The sequence below is a fragment of the Novosphingobium sp. LASN5T genome (assembly GCF_003856955.1).
GTDB lineage: Bacteria > Pseudomonadota > Alphaproteobacteria > Sphingomonadales > Sphingomonadaceae > Novosphingobium.
Genome location: NZ_RQSI01000021.1, coordinates 37,010 through 54,862, shown reverse-complemented (window position 1 = coordinate 54,862; position 17,853 = coordinate 37,010). Strand labels below are relative to the sequence as shown.

The following is a 17,853-nucleotide window of genomic DNA, read 5'->3' as shown; positions in this document are numbered from 1 at the left end:
TCAGATTTCGGCGTAATCGACCTGCGGCCGGCTTTCGCGCGTGCCGCGATAGCGGCAGGAGGGATCGTTGGCGTCGCCTGCGATCACCACGTGATCGTCATGCACTTCCAGCAGGGTGCCCACGAAAGGCATGCCTTCGAAACTGCCGTTGACGCGGTAGCTGACGGTATCGCCGACCTTGAACGTCGCGGCGTCGAAATTGAACTCGAAAGGGCAATCGCCCGAACCCATGCCATGCATCGCCTGTCTCCCGCGCCAGACATAGCTGGTCGGCAGCGGCAGGCAAAGCAAAAGGGCCGGAGCGCTTGCCCCGGCCCTTCATGCTTTCCGTTCGGTGCGAACGATTAGCCGACGATTTCTTCCGGCTTGAAGAAGAACGCGATCTCGATCGCGGCGTTCTCTTCGGAATCCGAACCGTGGACCGAGTTGGCTTCGATCGATTCGGCAAAGAGCTTGCGGATCGTGCCTTCGGCGGCGTCCTTGGGGTTGGTGGCGCCCATGATGTCGCGGTTGCGCTTCACGGCGTCTTCGCCTTCGAGCACCTGCACCACGACCGGACCGGAGATCATGAATTCAACGAGTTCGCCGAAGAAGGGGCGTTCCTTGTGCACTGCGTAGAAGCCTTCGGCCTGTTCGCGGCTCATGTGGATGCGCTTGGAGGCAACGACGCGCAGGCCCGCTTCCTCGAGCTTCGCCGTGACGGCGCCCGTCAGGTTGCGACGGGTGGCGTCGGGCTTGATGATCGAAAACGTGCGGGTAACCGCCATGGAATGTTCCTTCGCGAAATTGGGGATTTGTTGCGCGCGCCCCTAGCCGGGATTGTGCTGCGCCGCAAGACGCGCAAAAATCGGGGAGCGCGGTCGGGCTGCTACGGCCCTTCGCGCCACTTGCCGCCTTCCTGCCGCCAATAGCGCCGATCCACGCCTTCGCGCTGGCCCAGCATTCGCCAGCAATCGCGCGCGCCATCGATGCGATCGGGCGGGAACAGCAGGAACACGCGCTCGAAATCCTCCGCGCCTTCCGCCGCATCGCGCCACACCCCGTCGGCCAGCGCCAGGAAGCGCGCGCCGTTGGCGGGATTTACCGTATCGGACAGCAGAATCGGCTGGCGGCTGTCGTGCGCGCCGCCCGCCCGTCCATGCGCGAGAAAGCTGTCAGGCAGGCGCGTCCACAGCGCCTCGCCGATGCGGCCGAGCTGCGCCTCGTCCTGTGACACCACCAGCAGCCGGGCGCCCGCCCCCAGCGTGTTGCGCGCGATCTGTGGCAGCACGCCTTCGGCGGGATCGCGGCTCAACTGGTAGAAGTCGACGCGCACGGTGCCCGGTCAGGCTTCCAGCACGTCGCGCACGTAGCGGTCGAGCAGGCGCACGCCGAAACCGGTCGCGCCCTTGTCCCAGGTCGCGCCGGGCTTGTCCGCCCAGACCGTGCCGGCGATGTCGAGATGCGCCCAGGCCACGCCCTTGTCGACGAAGCGCTGGATGAACTGCGCGGCGGTGATCGACCCGCCATAGCGCGGCCCCACGTTCTTCATGTCGGCGATGGGGCTGTCGATCAGCTTGTCGTAAGCCGGCCCGATCGGGAAGCGCCACAGCTTGTCGCCGCTGGCCTTGCCCGCCGCATCGAGCTGGCTGGCGAGCAGATCGTCGTTGGCAAAGAGGCCGGCGTGTTCATGGCCGAGCGAGATGATCATCGCGCCGGTCAGCGTGGCAAGGTCAACGATCGTGGCGGGGGCATATTCCTTCTGCACCCAGGTCAGCGCATCGCACAGCACGAGGCGGCCTTCGGCATCGGTGTTGATCACCTCGATCGTCTGCCCCGACATCGAGGTGACGACATCACCGGGGCGCTGCGCGTTGCCGTCCGGCATGTTCTCGACCAGACCGCACACGCCGATCACGTCGGCTTCGGCGTTGCGCTTCGCCAGGGCGAGCATGGTGCCGGCAACGGCAGCGGCGCCACCCATGTCCCACTTCATGTCTTCCATGCCGGCGGCCGGCTTGATCGAGATGCCGCCGGTGTCGAACGTCACGCCCTTGCCCACGAACGCGGTCGGCTTGGTTCCGGCCTTGCCCTTCCAGCGCATTGCCAGGATGCGCGGTTCGCGGACCGACCCCTGCGCCACGCCGAGCAGCGCGCCCATGCCCAGTTCGGTCATTTCCGCCTTGTCGAGCACACGGATTTCCACGCCGAGGCCGGCCAGCCGCTCCTGCGCGCGGGCGACGAAGCTTTCGGGGTAGATCACGTTCGCCGGCTCGGTCACCAGTTCGCGGGTGAAGGCCACGCCTTCGGCCAGCGCGGCTTCCGCCTGCCAGGCGGCTTCGGTGCCATCGGGCGCGCCGATCGCGACAATCTCGGCCAGCGAGGGCTTCTGTTCGTCGGTCAGCCTGGTGCGATAGACATCGAGGCGCCAGCCGCGCAGCAGCGCGCCGAACAGCACCGCCACCGCTTCCTCGGCGGACAGCCCGCTGCCGGCGAAATCGATGCCCAGCGCGGTTTCGCCCGAGGTCAGGTATTTCGCGGTCAGCGCCGCGCCGGCGCGTTCCAGCGCCGACAGGCGATCCGCCGCACTCCCATCGCCGATGCCGGCGAAAGCGAGCCGCTGGAGACCGTCCGCACCTTGCGCGAAGGCTTCGAACACCTGCCCGATCTTGCCGGTGAAGCGCGCGGCGGCCGCGCCATCGCGCACGACGGCATCGGCCTGCGCCGGGAAGGCACCCTGCGGCACCAGCGTGGCCACCAGACGGGGACGGGTTTGGGCGGCCGGGCGGAAAACAACGTTCATCGGGTGCTCCTGTCGGAAAGCGGCCACAGCCCGGCGCAGTCTTGTCCGGGCTGAAATTGTGGATTTGCAGTTAGGGCGCGCTGGTGCGATAGGCAAGCCATGCAACCCGCCAAGCGGCCGCAGCCGCAAGCCCTTTACCGACGCTTGCGTCCGCGCCGCATGACCGCAGGCGTGGCGCTGATCCCGTTTTCCCGCGAGCTGGCGGGCGGCCTGGCGCTGGGCCTGATGCTCGGCACGGCCTGGCCCGCGCTGGCGCAGACGGCCATTCCGGCCTCTCCGCCCGCCCCTGCGCCATCCGCCACGCCAGCCGCCGCCGATTCGGATGATGACACCCCCGTCCAGTTCGCGGCGGACAAGGTCGAATACGCGAACGACTCCGATGTCGTCACCGCCCGCGGCAATGTCGTGCTGCGGCGCGAGGAACAGTCGGTCCGCGCCGATACGATCACGTGGAACCGCAAGACCGGCGCGATCCAGGCGCAAGGCAACGTCCGCATGGTCGATGACGTGGGCAACATCGTCTATACCGACAAGGCCGACCTGACCGAGGAACTGAAGGCCGGCGCGATGGACGACCTGCTGGTCGTGATGCGCGAAGGCGGGCGGCTGGCGGCGAAAAGCGGCGAGCGCGAGGACAATGGCGACATCATCCTGCACGATGCCGCCTATTCGGGCTGCGCGATCGAGGACATCGAAGGCTGCGCCAAGAAGCCGAGCTGGGAAATCACCGCCGTCCGCGTCCACTACGACGACAAGCAGAAGCGGGTGCGCTACAAGGGCGCGGTTCTGCACGTGTTCGGCGTGCCGCTGCTGCCGCTGCCCGGCCTTGCCCACACATCGGACTTCCGCGCCGTCAGCGGGTTGCTGATCCCGGACTTCCGGCTGGGCGCGTCGAACGGCGCCGAACTGGGCCTGACCTGGTACTGGCGCATCGCCCAGAACAAGGACCTGGCGGTAACCGGCAACTTCTACACCGGCTCGCTGCCGATGGTGAAGACCCGCTACCGCCAGTTGACCGAAAGCGGCGCCTTCCAGATCACGGGCTACCTCACGCGCAGCTCGGTGATCTCGGTCTCGGGCAATACGGGCGCGCAGAACCAGCAGTTCCGTGGCTATTTCGAAGGTAACGGCCGCTTCCAGCTTTCCGACAACTGGAGCATTTCGGGCTACGGCCGCATCGCCAGCGACCGCACCTTCCTGCGCCGCTATGACCTGGGCCGCGACGACCGGCTGCGCTCCTCGATCAATCTCGAACGCATCGACGACAACAGCTATTTCAGCCTGGCCGGCTGGGCGGTGCAGACGCTGCGCGTCGGCTACGCCCAGGGGCAGGTGCCGATCGCGATCCCGGCGATCGACTATCGCCGCCGGCTCGATATGCCGGGCGTGGGCGGCAAGCTGGAACTGCAGGCCAACACGCTGGCGATCACACGCACCGGCGGGCAGGATACGCAGCGCGCCTTCGCCCGCGCGCAGTGGGACCTGCGAACCGTGACCGGCATGGGCCAGGTGATCACGCTGACCGGGCTGCTGCGCGGCGACGTCTATCACAGCGACCAGAACGCCCTGACGCCAACCGTGCTCTATCGCGGCAATCCCGGCTGGCAGGCGCGCGGCATCGCCACCGCCGCGATCGACGTGCGCTGGCCCTTCGTGGGCGAATTCCTGGGCGGCACGCAGGTGCTGACCCCGCGCTTCCAGATCGTCGCCACGCCGCACGTGCGCAACCTGTCGATCCCCAACGAGGATTCGCGTTCGGTCGATCTCGACGATGCCAACCTGTTCTCGCTGAACCGGTTTCCCGGATACGACCGGATCGAGGACGGCGTCCGCTTCACCTACGGCCTCGACTGGAGCCTGACCCGGCCCGGCTGGCGCATTTCCAGCACGGTGGGGCAAAGCTACCGCCTGTCCAACGACATGACCCTGCTGCCCGACGGCACCGGCCTGACCACCCGCGCGTCCGACATCGTTGGCAGGACCGACCTGCGCTTTGGCGATATCGTCAAGTTCACGCACCGGTTCCGGCTGGATCACAACGATTTCGTGCTGCGCCGCAACGAATTCGACGCGACCATCGGCGGACACAAGTCCTACTTCGAAGTAGGCTACCTCCGCCTCAACCGCGATATCGCCTCCACCTTCGAGGACCTGCGCGACCGGCAGGAGCTGCGCTTCACCGGGCGCGTGGCCTTCGCGAAATACTGGTCGGTGTTTGGATCGGGCGTGGTCAACCTGACGCCGCGCGCCGAGGACCCGACGAACACCGCTTCCGACGGGTTCCAGATGCTGCGGCATCGGCTGGGCTTCGCCTATACCGACGATTGCCTCGACCTGTCCTTCACCTGGGTGCGCGACTACGTGACGACGGGCGACGCGAAGCAGGGTAACGGCTTCTCGTTCTCGCTGTCGCTGCGCAGCCTGGGCGGGCGTTGACCGGCGCTTGGGGATGTCCGGCACCCCGGCCGTTCGGGGTTTTCCCCGCTTTCGCTTCCCTCGCCGTTGCAATACGGCTATCGCCGCGCCACTCAGCTTGGGTTAAGCCCGGCGATACCATTTGCCGGGAAATGCGCAGAAGGATGCCGGTGCGCCGGTTCGACAGGATATTCAGATTGCCATGACGCGTACCGTCCGCCTTCCTTCCCCGATCCGTCGTCCCCTGATCGGCCAGAGCGCGCTGGTTCTGGGCCTTGCCGCCATGGTCGCCGGGCCGATCGCCTCGAGCGCAAGCGCGCAGGCCGTGCGGGAAAGCGCCGACGCCAACGGCGCCCTGAACATCCCGGCCAACCCCACCCTGTTCGGCAAGAGCGATCCCAACGTGCGCCGTGCCACGGCGATCGTGAACGGCGAGATCGTGACCGGCACCGACGTGGAACAGCGCCTGGCGCTGATCGTCAACGCCAACGGCAACAAGGTGGGGCCGGAGGAAATGGACCGCCTGCGCCTGCAGGTGCTGCGCAACCTGATCGACGAAACGCTACAGATCCAGGAAGCCAAGGCCGCCGACATCCAGATCGGCGACGACGAGGTGAACCAGACGTTCGAGCGCGTGGCCACGCAGAACTTCGGCCAGTCGGTGCCGGCGCTGGAAAAGTACCTCGCCTCGATCGGCTCGTCGGCCGCCTCGCTCAAGCGCCAGATCAAGGGCGAGCTTTCGTGGCAGCGCCTGCTGCGCCGTAACGTTCAGCCGTTCATCAACATCTCCGACGGCGAAGTGCGCGAGATGATGGAGCGGCTTCAGGCGTCGAAGGGCACCGAGGAATACCGCATCGGCGAAATCTTCCTGTCGGCGACGGACGAAACCCAGCAGCAGGTCCGCGCCAACGCCGAAAAGATCGTCGAGCAGATCAAGCAGGGCGGCAGCTTCGTTGCCTATGCGCGCCAGTTCTCCGAAGCCTCGACGGCGGCGGTCGGCGGCGATCTCGGCTGGATTCGCCTCGGCCAGTTGCCCAACGAACTGGCCGCGGCCGCGACCGGCATGGCCCCGGGCCAGCTTGCCGGCCCGATCCCGATTCCCGGCGGCTTCTCGATTCTCTACCTGATCGACAAGCGCCAGGTGCTGACCGCCGACCCGCGCGATGCCGTGCTCAGCCTCAAGCAAATCTCGATCGCGTTCCCCAAGGGCACCACGGAAAAGCAGGCTGCCGACAAGGCCGCCGACTTCGCCAGCATGGTGAAGTCGATCCACGGCTGCGGCGAGGCGGAAAAGGCCGCTGCGACGATCGGCGCATCGGTGGTCGCCAACGACCAGATCAAGGCGCGCGACCTGCCGGGTGCGCTGCAGGAAACGCTGCTCAAGCTCTCGGTCGGCGAGGCGACCCCGCCGTTCGGATCGATCGAGGACGGCGTGCGCGTGCTGCTGCTGTGCGGGCGTGACGATCCCAAGGTGGATTCCGGCCCCAGTTTCGACGAGTTGCAGCAGCAGATGGAAGACGATCGCGTCAACAAGCGCGCGCAGACCTATCTGCGCGATCTGCGGCGCGATGCGGTGATCGAATACAACTGACGCTGACCCCGCCGCGTCTTTGCGAATCCGCAAGGACCGGCGGCCCGGCGCATGACAGGGAACCGCTATGACGCTTTCCCTTCCCCTCGCCGCCAGCATCGGCGATCCCGCCGGTGTCGGCCCCGAACTGTTCTGCGCAGCCTGGGCGCTGAGCGGCGCCGAAGCCCTGCCCCCGTTCTTCGTAGTAGGCAGCCGGGCGCTGCTCGAACAGGCGGCGCATCGGCGCGGTATCGAGGTTCCGGTGCGCGCCATCGCCGGGCCGGACGAAGCGCTGGAGGTCTATGATACCGCGCTACCGGTCATAGACCTGGGCGACCTCCCTTATACCCCCGGCCAGCCCGACGAAGCCGGCGCGGCGCTCGCGCTGCGCGCGCTGGAAACGGCGACCGGCCTTGCCCGGTCCGGCACCGCGGCGGGCATCGTCACCGGCCCCATCGCCAAGAGCCGCCTTGCCGCGATCGGCTTCCGCCAGCCGGGGCAGACCGAATTCGTCGCCGAAGCCTGCGGCGTCACCCCCCGGAACGCGGTGATGATGCTGGCGGGGCCAAGCCTGCGCGTGGTGCCCGTGACCGTCCACGTTCCGCTGCGCGCCGTGCCCGACCTGCTGACTGCCGAGCTTATCCGCACGCGCACCGCGATCACGGCGGCGGCGCTGGCGCGCGATTTCGGCGTCGCGCACCCCCGGCTGGCCATCGCCGGGCTGAACCCGCACGCGGGCGAGGACGGCCGCATGGGGCACGAGGATGCCGATGTGGTCGCCCCCGCCGTCGCCGCGCTGCGCGCCGCCGGGATCGACGCGCGCGGGCCTTTGCCGGCGGACACGATGTTCCACGCCGAAGCGCGCGAAACCTATGACGCGGCGATCTGCATGTACCACGATCAGGCGCTGATCCCGCTCAAGGCGCTGGATTTCGACGCCGGCGTCAACGTCACGCTGGGGTTGCCGATCGTGCGCACCTCGCCCGACCATGGCACGGCCTTCGCCATTGCCGGAACGGGCACGGCGCGCGCGGGCGCGACCGTCGCCGCAATCCGCATGGCCGGGGAATGCGCGGTGCGCAGGCTTTCCGCATGACCGACCTACCGCCCCAATTGCCGCCATTGCGCGAGGTGGTGAACCGCCACGGTCTGTTCGCCAGCAAGGCGCTGGGCCAGAACTTCCTGTTCGACGAACAGTTGCTGGACCGGATCGCCAAGGTGCCCGGCAGCCTGCGCGGGGCGAACGTGCTGGAAGTCGGCCCCGGTCCCGGCGGGCTGACCCGCGCGCTGCTGCGCGCCGGGGCGAACGTGACCGCGATAGAGATGGACAAGCGCTGCCTGCCGGCGCTTGCGGAACTGTCGGATGCCTTCCCCGGCCAGTTGACCGTGATCGAGGGCGACGCGACGCGGATCGATCCCGTCACACTGTTCGACGGGCCGTGGCACGTGGCCGCCAACCTGCCCTACAACGTGGGCACGCTGCTGTTCACCGGCTGGCTTTCCGGCCAGGAATGGCCGCCGCGCTGGCAATCGCTGACGCTGATGTTCCAGCTGGAAGTGGCCGAACGCATCGTCGCCCGGCCCGGCACCGATGCCTATGGCCGGCTCGCCGTGCTGGCGCAGTGGCGCGCCAGCCCCGTCATCACGATGAAAGTGCACCGCAGCGCGTTCACCCCGCCGCCCAAGGTCATGTCGGCGATCGTGCATGTCGAGCCGGCGGCGATGCCCGCGGGCGTCTCCGCGCGGATGCTGGAACGGGTGACCGAGGCCGCCTTCGGCCAGCGCCGCAAGATGTTGCGCCAGTCGCTCAAGGGCCTGCCCGGCGCGCTGGACGTGCTGGAGCCACTGGGCATCGACCCCCAGCGGCGTGCCGAAACATTGGATGTCGCGGAATTCGTCGCGATCGCGCGCGCCCTGACGCCGTAAACGCCGGGCTACCCGTTCGTCTCGGCCAGCGTGTGCGCCACGATGGCATTCGCGTGGCCATGGCCCATGCCGTGCTGATTCTTCAGCATCGCCACCAGTTCCATATGCTTCGCCGGAAGCGCGGCGCGGACCAGTGCCTTCCATTCGGCGATCGGCTTGCCGTACTTCTTCTCGATCGACGGGAAGTACGATGCGGGTCCGGTGACTTTGGGCTCAGTCATGGCCGCGAAGCAACCATGCCGAGCCCTGCCCTGTCAATGCGCCCTGTCAATGCGGATCAGGCCGGCTCCGCCACCTTGGCGATCGCCGCCTTCTTCTTCTGCCGCCAGGCGTGCAGCAGCGGTTCGGTATAGCCGTTGGGCTGCTCCACGCCCTTGAACACCAGATCGCAGGCCGCGCGGAACGCGAAGCTGGTGTCCCAGTTGCCCGCCATCGGCTCGTAGAGCGGATCGCCCGCGTTCTGCGCATCGACCTTGGCCGCCATGCGGTGCAACGAATCCAGGACCTGCTCCTTCGAGCAAACGCCGTGCAGCAGCCAGTTGGCAATGTGCTGGCTGGAAATGCGCAGCGTGGCGCGGTCTTCCATCAGGCCCACGTCGTTGAGGTCGGGCACCTTGGAGCAGCCGACGCCCTGATCGATCCAGCGCACGACATAGCCCAGCAGCCCTTGCGCGTTGTTGTCCAGTTCCGCGCGCACTTCGTCTTCCGACCAGTTCGCGCCCGCCGCCAGCGGCACGGCCAGCAGCGCGTCCAGCCCGGGCGTTTCCTCCTTCGCCACGTCCTTCTGGACGGCGAAGACATCGACCTGGTGATAGTGCGTGGCGTGCAGCGTCGCGGCCGTGGGCGAAGGCACCCAGGCGGTGTTGGCGCCGGTCTTCGGATGGCCGATCTTCTGGTCCATCATGTCGCGCATCATGTCCGGCGCGGCCCACATGCCCTTGCCGATCTGCGCCTTGCCGGAAAGGCCATGGTGCAGGCCGATGCAGACGTTGCGCTTTTCGTAGGCGGCGATCCAGCCGGACGCCTTCATCGCACCCTTGCGGATCATCACGCCGGCCTGCATCGAGGTGTGGATCTCGTCGCCCGTGCGATCGAGGAAGCCGGTGTTGATGAACACGATGCGGTCCTTCACCGCCGCGATGCAGGCGGCAAGATTGGCGCTGGTGCGGCGTTCCTCGTCCATCACGCCGACCTTGACGGTGTGGCGCGGCAGCCCGAGCAGGTCTTCCACCGCATCGAACAGGGTGTTGGTGAAAGCCACTTCCTCCGGCCCGTGCATCTTGGGCTTGACGATATAGATGCTGCCGGTGCGGCTGTTGCGGAAGCGGCCAAGGCCCTTCACGTCGTGCGTGCTGATCGCCGAGGTGATGACCGCATCCAGGATGCCTTCGGGGATTTCCGATCCATCGGCCAGCAGGATCGCCGGATTGGTCATCAGATGGCCGACGTTGCGCACGAACAGCAGGCTGCGCCCCGGCAGGCTGAACGCCGATCCCGAAGGCGCGTGCCAGGTGCGGTCTTCCGCCAACGTGCGGGTGATGGTCTGGCCGCCCTTCTCGAACGTATCGGCCAGATCGCCCCGGATCACGCCCAGCCAGTTGGCGTAGGCCGCCAGCTTGTCCTCGGCATCGACCGCCGCGACCGAATCCTCCAGATCGACGATCGTGGTCAGCGCGGCTTCGAGCACGATGTCGGCAATGCCCAGCGGATCGCCCTTGCCCACCGGGTGATTGCGATCGATCACCACTTCGATGTGCAACCCGTTGTGCTTGAACATCACCCCGCCATCGCGCGTGGCGTAAGGATGCGGGCATTCGCCGCCGGTCAGCGCCGCTTCCCAGCCGGGCAGCGCGCCATTGAGGAACTGGCGCCCGGCAGCGATCACCGCCGCGCCGCGCGCCTCGTCATACCCGCCGGGGCGCGCCGGCGGCGCATCGAGCGCGTCGGTGCCGTAGAACGCGTCATAGAGGCTGCCCCAGCGCGCGTTGGCGGCGTTGAGCAGGAAGCGCGCGTTGAGCACGGGAACGACAAGCTGCGGCCCGGCCATCGTGGCGATTTCCTCGTCCACGTTCTGCGTGCCGATCAGGAAGTCCTCCGGTTCGGGCACGAGATAGCCGATCTCGGTCAGGAACGCGCGATAGGCGCCGGCGTCGATCGGCTGGCCCTTGCGCGCCAGATGCCAGGCGTCGATCTGCGCCTGCAGCGCATCGCGCTTGGCCAGCAGCGCGCGGTTCTGCGGCACGAGGCGATCGCACAGCGCGGCAAAGCCCTGCCAGAAGGCGGCGGCGTCCTGCCCGATCGGCGCCAGCACGCGCTGTTCGAGGAAAGCGGCCAGCTGGCCATCGACCCTCAGACCGCTGCGTTCAACCCGTTCACTCATCGCTTGCTCCCATGCGCATCCATTCCGATGCGCGCATTCTAGCCTTCGGCCTTCTCGTTCGGTAGAGTGATTAAAGTTACGACACTCATTCCTTAAGAGAACCAATGGACGGCGACCGGGACTATCGGCTTTTCGCGCAGATCGTGGCCAGCGGCAGCCTGGCCGGCGCGGCGCGCGCGCTGCGGCTTTCCCCGCCCATGGTGTCGAAGCGGCTGGCGCGGCTGGAGGAGCGGCTGGGTGCCGAACTGATCCGGCGCACGACGCGGCGGCTGGAACTGACCGAACAGGGCGCGCGCTTCCATGCCGATATGCTGGCGATCCTGGCGCGCATCGACGATGCCGAGGCGCGTGTCGCCGGGCGCACGCTGGCGCCGAAAGGGCCGCTGCGCATCGCCGCCCCCACCTCGTTCGGGCGCATGTTCATCGCCCCGCTGCTGCCCTCGTTCCTCGAACGCTTCCCCGAGGTGCGGATCGAGATCGAGCTGAGCGACGGCTTCACCGATCTGCTGGCGGAACGGATCGACCTGGCCGTCCGCATCACCGCGCAGGTCGAACGCGGGCTGGAGGCGGTGCGGCTCGCGCCAAGCCGCCGCATCCTCTGCGCGTCACCCGCCTATCTCGCCGCGCACGGCACGCCGGCATCGATTCGCGACCTGGCCGGGCACCGTCTGCTCGCCGCGCGTGGCCAGTTGCCGTGGCGGCTCAGCGCCAACGGCCGGCCGGTGACGATCGACGCGGAGAGTGTGGTCGCCACCAATTCGAGCGAGGTCGTGCGCGAACTGACGCTGGGGGGCGTGGGCATCGCGCTGCGTTCGCTGTGGGACATCCGGCCAGACCTGGCCGAAGGGCGCGTGGTGCGCGTGCTGCCCGATCACCAGGGCAGCGACGACGTGGCGATCTATGCGATCCGGCCGGCGGGCCAGCACATGGCGGCCAGCGTCGGCGCGTTCACCGAACACCTGCGCCGCCATTTCAGCCCGGTGCCGCCGTGGGAGCGGTAAGCCGCCCGCCCCGTCAGCCGGCTGGCGCCAACATCGAACCGGTATCGATATAGCGCTGGTGCCATGCCAGCGCCTCGGTCAGCAGCGTCGGCGAATGCTTGCCCCAGGAATCGCGCAAGGCACGCGCATAATAGTCGGCCAGCATATCCCGGTATGCGGGATGCACGCAGTTGCCGATCACCAGTTCGGCGCGGCTGCGCGGCGGCAGCCCGCGCAGATCCGCCAGGCCCTGTTCGGTCACGATGATCTGCACGTCTTGGTCGATGTGATCGACGTGGCTGACCTGCGGCACGATCGTCGAAATCTGGCCGCCCTTCGCGGTCGATGGGGCCATGAAGATCGAGATATAGGCGTTGCGCGCGAAATCGCCCGACCCGCCGATGCCGTTCTGGATGCGCGATCCCATCAGGTGCGTGGAATTGACGTTGCCGTAGATGTCGGCCTCGACCATCCCGTTCATCGCGAGGCAGCCGAGCCGGCGGATCAGTTCGGGATGGTTGCTGATCTCCTGCGGGCGCAGCACCAGCCGGTCGCGATAGCGCGCCATATCGGCGTTGATCGTCTCGGCCGCTTCGGGGCTGAGCGAGAAGGCCGTGGCCGACGCCATGCGCAGCTTGCCGGCGGACAGCAGGTCAAGCATCCCGTCCTGCAACACTTCGGTATAGGCGGTCAGGTTCTCGAACGGGCTGTCCATCAGCCCCGACAGCACGGCGTTGGCGATGTTGCCCACGCCCGACTGGATCGGCAGCAGCGACGGCGGCAGGCGCCCCATCTTCACTTCGTGCGCGAAGAATTCCATCAGGTGCCCGGCGATGGCGCGGGCGTTGGCGTCCGGCGCCTTGAACGGCTGGTTGCGATCGGGCGAATCCGTTTCGACCACGGCGATCACCTTGGCGGGATCGCACCGGAACGTCGTCTGGCCGATGCGGTCTTCGGGGCGGATCAGAGGGATCGGCACCCGGTGCGGCGGCAGGGCGGTGCCGTAATAGACGTCGTGCATCCCGTGCAGCGCCTCGCTTTGCCAGCGGTTCACTTCGAGGATCACCTTGTCGGCGCGATCGAGCCAGGTCTTGTTGTTGCCGATCGACGAGGACGGCACCAGCGACCCGTCGGGCAGGATCGCGGTCACTTCGATCAGCGCGATGTCGAGCGGGCCGAGGAAGCCCTGCCACGCCATCGGCGCGACTTGCGACAAGTGCATGTCGAAGTAGTTCATCTCGCCGCGGTTGATCTGTTCGCGCGCGATCGGGTCCGAATTATAAGGCAGGCGGAAATCGATGCCCTTCGCCTTGGCCAGCGCGCCATCGAGTTCCGGGCCGGTCGAGGCCCCGGTCCAGACCTTGATGCGGAACGGATCGCCCGCGTCATGGGCCGCCTCGATCCGCTTGGCCAGCGCCAGCGGAACCGCCTTGGGATAACCCGCGCCGGTAAAGCCGCTCATGCCGACGGTGGAGCCAGGGGGTATCAGCGCGGCGGCGCTATCGGCATCGGTCACGCGCGCCTGAAGGGCCGGATGGGCAATGCGCTGCGAAAGGGAGGACTGAGACATGGGACTCTCCGCTGTTTGGCCGCGCGTAGACCCGTGGCGAGTGGTTGATAACCACTACTTCCGTCGTAGCAATTCCTTATATTCCCACGCAAAAGTGTAATTGCGCATAATGCAATCACCGGGATTTGGCGATTTATAGCGCATTTGCCCGGACATGAAAAAAGGGAACCGACGGGGTCGGTTCCCTTTTTGCAATCGAGCCGTGCCGGTCGATCAGGCCGAGACGATGCTCGCCTTGCGGATCACGCCGGGGTTTGCCGGCGGCTCGCCCTTGGGCAGCGCATCGACGTGTTCCATGCCGCTCTCGACCTGGCCCCAGACGGTGTACTGCTTGTCGAGGAAGCGCGCATCGTCGAAGCAGATGAAGAACTGGCTGTTCGCCGAATGCGGATAGCTCGTCCGCGCCATCGAGCAGACGCCGCGCACGTGCGGTTCGCTGTTGAATTCCGCCTGCAGGTCGGGCTTGTCCGAGCCACCCATGCCGGTGCCCTGTGGGCAGCCGCCCTGCGCCATGAAGCCCGGGATCACGCGGTGGAACTTCACGCCGTCATAGAAGCCTTCGCCGACCAGTTCCTTGATCCGCGCCACATGATTGGGTGCAAGATCGGGGCGCAGCTTGATCACGACATCGCCGGAATCGAGCGAGAAGACGAGTTTCTCTTCAGCCATCTGTCACAAAATCCTTCCTTGTCTGCCGCCGATATAGGGTCTTCCCCGACAAAGTCACGCCATGCTCTTTTCGGGCGTTGCTTTTGGCTTGCGACCGCCTATCCCGGCCCTTGATGGAGCGCGAAGACGACCGGATCGACCTGGCCATCGACTTGGCCCTTGCCGACGGCGGCGATGCATCGCCGGCCGAGGAAAGCGCGCGCCATGCGGAGAGTCTGGACGAAGAACACAACACGCTGAAGCCGGCATTCATCCGCAAGGTCTGCGATGCGCTGGACGAAGGCGACCGCGACGCCGTCTATGACCTGGTCGAACCGCTGCACCCCGCCGACATCGCCGACCTGTTCGAGCTGATCGACGCCGAGGAACGCCCCCGGCTGGCCCGCGCCATCAACGACCTGATGGGCGGCGAAGTGCTCGCCGAACTCAACGATCACGTCCGCGAATCGCTGATCGACCAGCTCGATCCCGACGAAGTCGCCGAGCTGGCCGAGCAGATGGAGACCGACGACGCGGTCGCCCTGATCGAGGACCTCGACGAGGAGGACAAGGAAGCCGTCCTCGCCGAGCTCGATCCGGAGGATCGCGCCGCGATCGAAAGCGCGCTGTCCTATCCGGAAGAGACCGCCGGCCGCCTGATGAGCCGCGATCTGATCGCGGTGCCTGAACATCTCACCGTCGGCAATCTCATCGACTATCTGCGCGAAAACCAGGACCTCGCCACCGAGTTCTGGGAAGTGTTCATCGTCGATCACAAGCACCGCCCGATCGGCACCTGCGTGCTTTCGTGGATTCTGCGCACGCCGCGCGACGTGGCGCTGGCGGACGTGATGAAGCGCGACCAGACGCTGATTCCGGTCACGATGGATCAGGAGGAAGTGGCGCTCCGCTTCCAGAAGTATGCGCTGATCTCCGCCGCGGTGGTCGACGAGGACGGGCGGCTGGTCGGCCAGATCACCGTCGATGACGTGGTCCACATCATCCAGGAAGAAGCGGGCGAGGACGCGCTGCTGCTGTCCGGCGCCGGCGATGGCGACATCAACGAGCCGCTGCACCTCACCGTGCGCACGCGCCTGCTGTGGCTGCTGGTCAACCTGCCGACGGCGATGCTGGCCTCCAGCGTGGTCAGCCTGTTCGATGCCGAGATCGCGCGCTACGCGGTGCTGGCGACGCTGATGGGCATCGTCACGGGGATGGGCGGAAACGCCGGCACGCAGACCTTGGCCGTGATCGTCCGCGCCATCGCCACCAACCAGCTGACCAGCAGCAACACCCTGCGCGTGCTGAGCCGCGAGTTCCGCATCGCGGCCACCAACGGGGTTTCGCTCGGGACGCTGATCGGGATCGGCTCGTTCTTCATCTGGCACAGCGTGCCGCTCGCGCTGGTCTTCGCCGCCGCGATCTTCATCAACAACATGGTCGCCGGGCTGGCCGGGGTGTTCGTGCCCGTCACGCTCGATCGCATGAACATCGATCCGGCCACCTCGTCCGCGGTGTTCGTGACGATGTGCACCGATTGCATGGGCTTCCTCAGCTTCCTGGGTCTGGCGACATTGGCGGGAATCGGCGCCTGACGATGGACGATGCCTGATGGACGATGAAGGCCTGATGGACGATGAAGCCCCGCGTCTGCACATGACCAAGGTCGCCTATGGCGCGCAGTCGCTGGCCGAGGTCCACGCCTGGTTCGCGCAGCGCGGACCGGAAGCGCGGCTGACCACGCGCTACCTGCCCAAGCGCCACGCCGAAATGGTCGGCGGATCGCTGTTCTGGGTGTTGAAGCACCAGCTCGTCGCCCGATCGCCGATCCTGGGCTTCGAGGAAGCCGAGGGCGGCAAGACGCACATCGTCATCTCCACCCAGTTGATCGACGTCCACCCCGTGCCGCGCCGCGCGCACCAGGGCTGGCGCTATCTGGAAGACAAGGACGCGCCGCGCGATCTGGCCATGGGGGAAGCGGGCGAAGCCCTGCCCGCCGGGCTGGCCGGCGAGCTGGCAAAGCTGGGTCTGGTCTGAAGCAATCGACGGGCGCGGGGCGTGTCAGGCCCGCCCCCGTTTCCCGTCAGTCTTCGAGCTGACGCAGCAGCGTGCGCACGTCACCGTCCATGTCGGCATCACGCGTGCGCAGTTCCTCGATCAGCCGCACCGCGTGAATCACGGTGGAGTGATCGCGCCCGCCGAACTTGCGGCCGATTTCCGGATAGCTGCGCGGTGTCAGCACCTTGGCGAGATACATCGCCACCTGGCGCGGGCGGACCACGGCGCGGGCACGGCGCTTGGAGGCCATTTCCGTGCGGTCCACGCGGTAGAACTGGCAGACCGTGCGCTGGATCTCGTCGATCGTGATGCGCCGGCGGTTGGCCGAGAGAATGTCGGTGAGCTGTTCCTCGGCCAGTTGCAACGAGACCGGCTGGCCAGTGAGCTGGGCGAAGGCGATCAGCTTGTTGAGGCCGCCGACCAGTTCCCGGATATTGCGGTTGATCGTGCGCGCGAGGAATTCGATCACGTCGGACGGAACCTGCGTGCTGGTGAAGCGCGACAGGCGGTGTTCGAGGATCTTGCGGCGCAGTTCGATGTCGGCCGGCTGAATATCGGCCACCAGCCCCATCGACAGGCGCGACAGCAGCCGCTGTTCGACCCCATCGAGCGCCTGCGGCGCACGATCCGCCGCGACGACCAGCCGCTTGCCGGCGGCCAGCAGCGCGTCGATCGTGTGCAGGAATTCCTCCTGCGTGCTCGCCTTGCCGATGATGAACTGGATATCGTCGACCAGCAGCAGATCGAACCCGCGCAGGCGCGCCTTGAACTCGATCATCTCGTTCTGGCGCATGGCCTGTACGAATTCGATCATGAAGCGCTCGGCCGAGCAGTAGAAGATGCGCGCGCCGGGCCGGTTCGCGGCATAGGCGTGGCCGATCGCGTGCAACAGGTGGGTCTTGCCCTGCCCGGTCGAGGCCTTGAGATAGAGCGGCGAGAACTGGGGCGTCTCCAGCGCGGCCATGCGCTGCGCCGCGTTGACCGCCAGCACGTTGGCCGAACCGCTCACGAATTCGGCGAAGATCAGCGAGGGATCGAGGCCCGAAACCAGCGAATCCGACATGCCGATCGAAGCCGGGGTACGCACGGTGGCCGACGCCGCCGGCACCGGTGCATCGCCGCCGATGCGCAGTTCGGGCATGGCGCGGCGGCGCGGATGCACCGTGATGCGCACCTGACGCACTTCCGACCGCGCGATCTTCCACGCCAGCGACAGGCGATCGGCGAAGCGATCCGCCACCCAGTTCGCGGAGAACTCGGTCGGCAGGAACAGGTCGAGCGTGCCGGTTTCCTTGCAGAAGCTGCCAAGCTGGATCGGCTTGATCCACTGCCCGTGCAGCTGCGATCCCAGATCCTTTTTCAGACCCTGGCTGATGTCGGCCCAGTCCGCTGCCAGATCCAGCGCTTCCTGGTCCTCGATCATCCCGTCCCGTCCCTTCCTGCCTGAAACGGCTTCCGAGCCGCCCCCACGCGCAGCCGGTGCGCGGTAGCCGCCCGCGCTGCCAAATTCATCCATCTTCACGC

At 67.0% G+C, this 17,853-nt stretch carries 16 protein-coding genes; 7 read left to right on the top strand and 9 right to left on the bottom strand.

Annotated elements, in window-relative coordinates:
- The 4 genes from EH199_RS14635 to EH199_RS14620 form a co-directional block, all read right to left on the bottom strand.
- Positions 1 to 240, bottom strand: a complete 240-nt coding sequence (locus EH199_RS14635; protein WP_124810035.1) for a hypothetical protein — start codon at positions 238 to 240, stop codon at positions 1 to 3.
- Positions 241 to 344: 104 nt separating this feature from the next.
- Positions 345 to 767, bottom strand: coding sequence for a nucleoside-diphosphate kinase (ndk, locus tag EH199_RS14630; RefSeq protein ID WP_124810034.1), 423 nt, complete (start codon positions 765 to 767; stop codon positions 345 to 347).
- Between the two features lie 101 nt (positions 768 to 868).
- Entirely contained in the window at positions 869 to 1,315 is a 447-nt protein-coding gene (locus EH199_RS14625; protein ID WP_124810033.1) for a DNA polymerase III subunit chi, read from the bottom strand.
- Positions 1,316 to 1,324: 9 nt separating this feature from the next.
- The gene (locus tag EH199_RS14620) at positions 1,325 to 2,782 is read right to left on the bottom strand and encodes a leucyl aminopeptidase (protein ID WP_124810032.1); all 1,458 of its coding nucleotides are present in this window, start codon (positions 2,780 to 2,782) and stop codon (positions 1,325 to 1,327) included.
- A gap of 159 nt (positions 2,783 to 2,941) precedes the next feature.
- Between EH199_RS14620 and EH199_RS14615 the strand changes: the two genes are divergently transcribed.
- From EH199_RS14615 to rsmA, 4 genes are all read left to right on the top strand, one after another.
- Positions 2,942 to 5,218, top strand: coding sequence for an LPS-assembly protein LptD (locus EH199_RS14615; RefSeq protein ID WP_223806693.1), 2,277 nt, complete (start codon positions 2,942 to 2,944; stop codon positions 5,216 to 5,218).
- A gap of 181 nt (positions 5,219 to 5,399) precedes the next feature.
- Entirely contained in the window at positions 5,400 to 6,788 is a 1,389-nt protein-coding gene (locus EH199_RS14610) for a peptidylprolyl isomerase (protein WP_124810030.1), read from the top strand.
- Between the two features lie 67 nt (positions 6,789 to 6,855).
- The gene (pdxA, locus tag EH199_RS14605) at positions 6,856 to 7,863 is read left to right on the top strand and encodes a 4-hydroxythreonine-4-phosphate dehydrogenase PdxA (protein WP_124810029.1); all 1,008 of its coding nucleotides are present in this window, start codon (positions 6,856 to 6,858) and stop codon (positions 7,861 to 7,863) included.
- Positions 7,860 to 8,693 carry a 16S rRNA (adenine(1518)-N(6)/adenine(1519)-N(6))-dimethyltransferase RsmA gene (gene rsmA / locus EH199_RS14600; protein ID WP_124810028.1) on the top strand — a complete coding sequence of 278 codons (834 nt, stop codon included), beginning with the start codon at positions 7,860 to 7,862 and terminating at the stop codon, positions 8,691 to 8,693. Before pdxA ends, rsmA begins: the two co-directional genes overlap by 4 nt.
- Positions 8,694 to 8,701: 8 nt before the next feature.
- Here rsmA and EH199_RS14595 read toward each other — a convergent pair whose 3' ends face one another.
- Both EH199_RS14595 and EH199_RS14590 read right to left on the bottom strand, forming a co-directional pair.
- Complete coding sequence (locus EH199_RS14595) at positions 8,702 to 8,914, bottom strand: DUF4287 domain-containing protein (RefSeq protein WP_124810027.1); 213 nt, start codon at positions 8,912 to 8,914, stop codon at positions 8,702 to 8,704.
- A 56-nt stretch (positions 8,915 to 8,970) separates the two neighbouring features.
- Positions 8,971 to 11,073 (bottom strand): malate synthase G, encoded by a 2,103-nt coding sequence (locus EH199_RS14590; RefSeq protein ID WP_124810026.1) that lies wholly within the window; start codon positions 11,071 to 11,073, stop codon positions 8,971 to 8,973.
- A 104-nt stretch (positions 11,074 to 11,177) separates the two neighbouring features.
- Between EH199_RS14590 and EH199_RS14585 the strand changes: the two genes are divergently transcribed.
- Complete coding sequence (locus tag EH199_RS14585) at positions 11,178 to 12,074, top strand: LysR family transcriptional regulator (protein ID WP_124810025.1); 897 nt, start codon at positions 11,178 to 11,180, stop codon at positions 12,072 to 12,074.
- Between the two features lie 13 nt (positions 12,075 to 12,087).
- Here EH199_RS14585 and EH199_RS14580 read toward each other — a convergent pair whose 3' ends face one another.
- A complete protein-coding gene (locus EH199_RS14580) occupies positions 12,088 to 13,623 on the bottom strand; it encodes an acetyl-CoA hydrolase/transferase family protein (RefSeq protein ID WP_124810024.1) in 1,536 nt (511 codons plus the stop codon).
- A gap of 213 nt (positions 13,624 to 13,836) precedes the next feature.
- The gene (locus EH199_RS14575) at positions 13,837 to 14,292 is read right to left on the bottom strand and encodes a peptidylprolyl isomerase (protein ID WP_124810023.1); all 456 of its coding nucleotides are present in this window, start codon (positions 14,290 to 14,292) and stop codon (positions 13,837 to 13,839) included.
- A 113-nt stretch (positions 14,293 to 14,405) separates the two neighbouring features.
- Here EH199_RS14575 and mgtE point away from each other — a divergent pair, with 113 nt between their 5' ends.
- Positions 14,406 to 15,866 carry a magnesium transporter gene (gene mgtE, locus EH199_RS14570; RefSeq protein ID WP_124810022.1) on the top strand — a complete coding sequence of 487 codons (1,461 nt, stop codon included), beginning with the start codon at positions 14,406 to 14,408 and terminating at the stop codon, positions 15,864 to 15,866.
- A gap of 16 nt (positions 15,867 to 15,882) precedes the next feature.
- Positions 15,883 to 16,308: a DUF1489 family protein gene (locus EH199_RS14565; protein ID WP_223806692.1), complete on the top strand. Its 426-nt coding sequence runs from the start codon at positions 15,883 to 15,885 to the stop codon at positions 16,306 to 16,308.
- A gap of 46 nt (positions 16,309 to 16,354) precedes the next feature.
- On the opposite strand, the gene dnaA is transcribed toward EH199_RS14565, so the two are convergent.
- A complete protein-coding gene (gene dnaA, locus EH199_RS14560; RefSeq protein WP_124810064.1) occupies positions 16,355 to 17,752 on the bottom strand; it encodes a chromosomal replication initiator protein DnaA in 1,398 nt (465 codons plus the stop codon).
- Between the last annotated feature and the right edge of the window lie 101 nt (positions 17,753 to 17,853).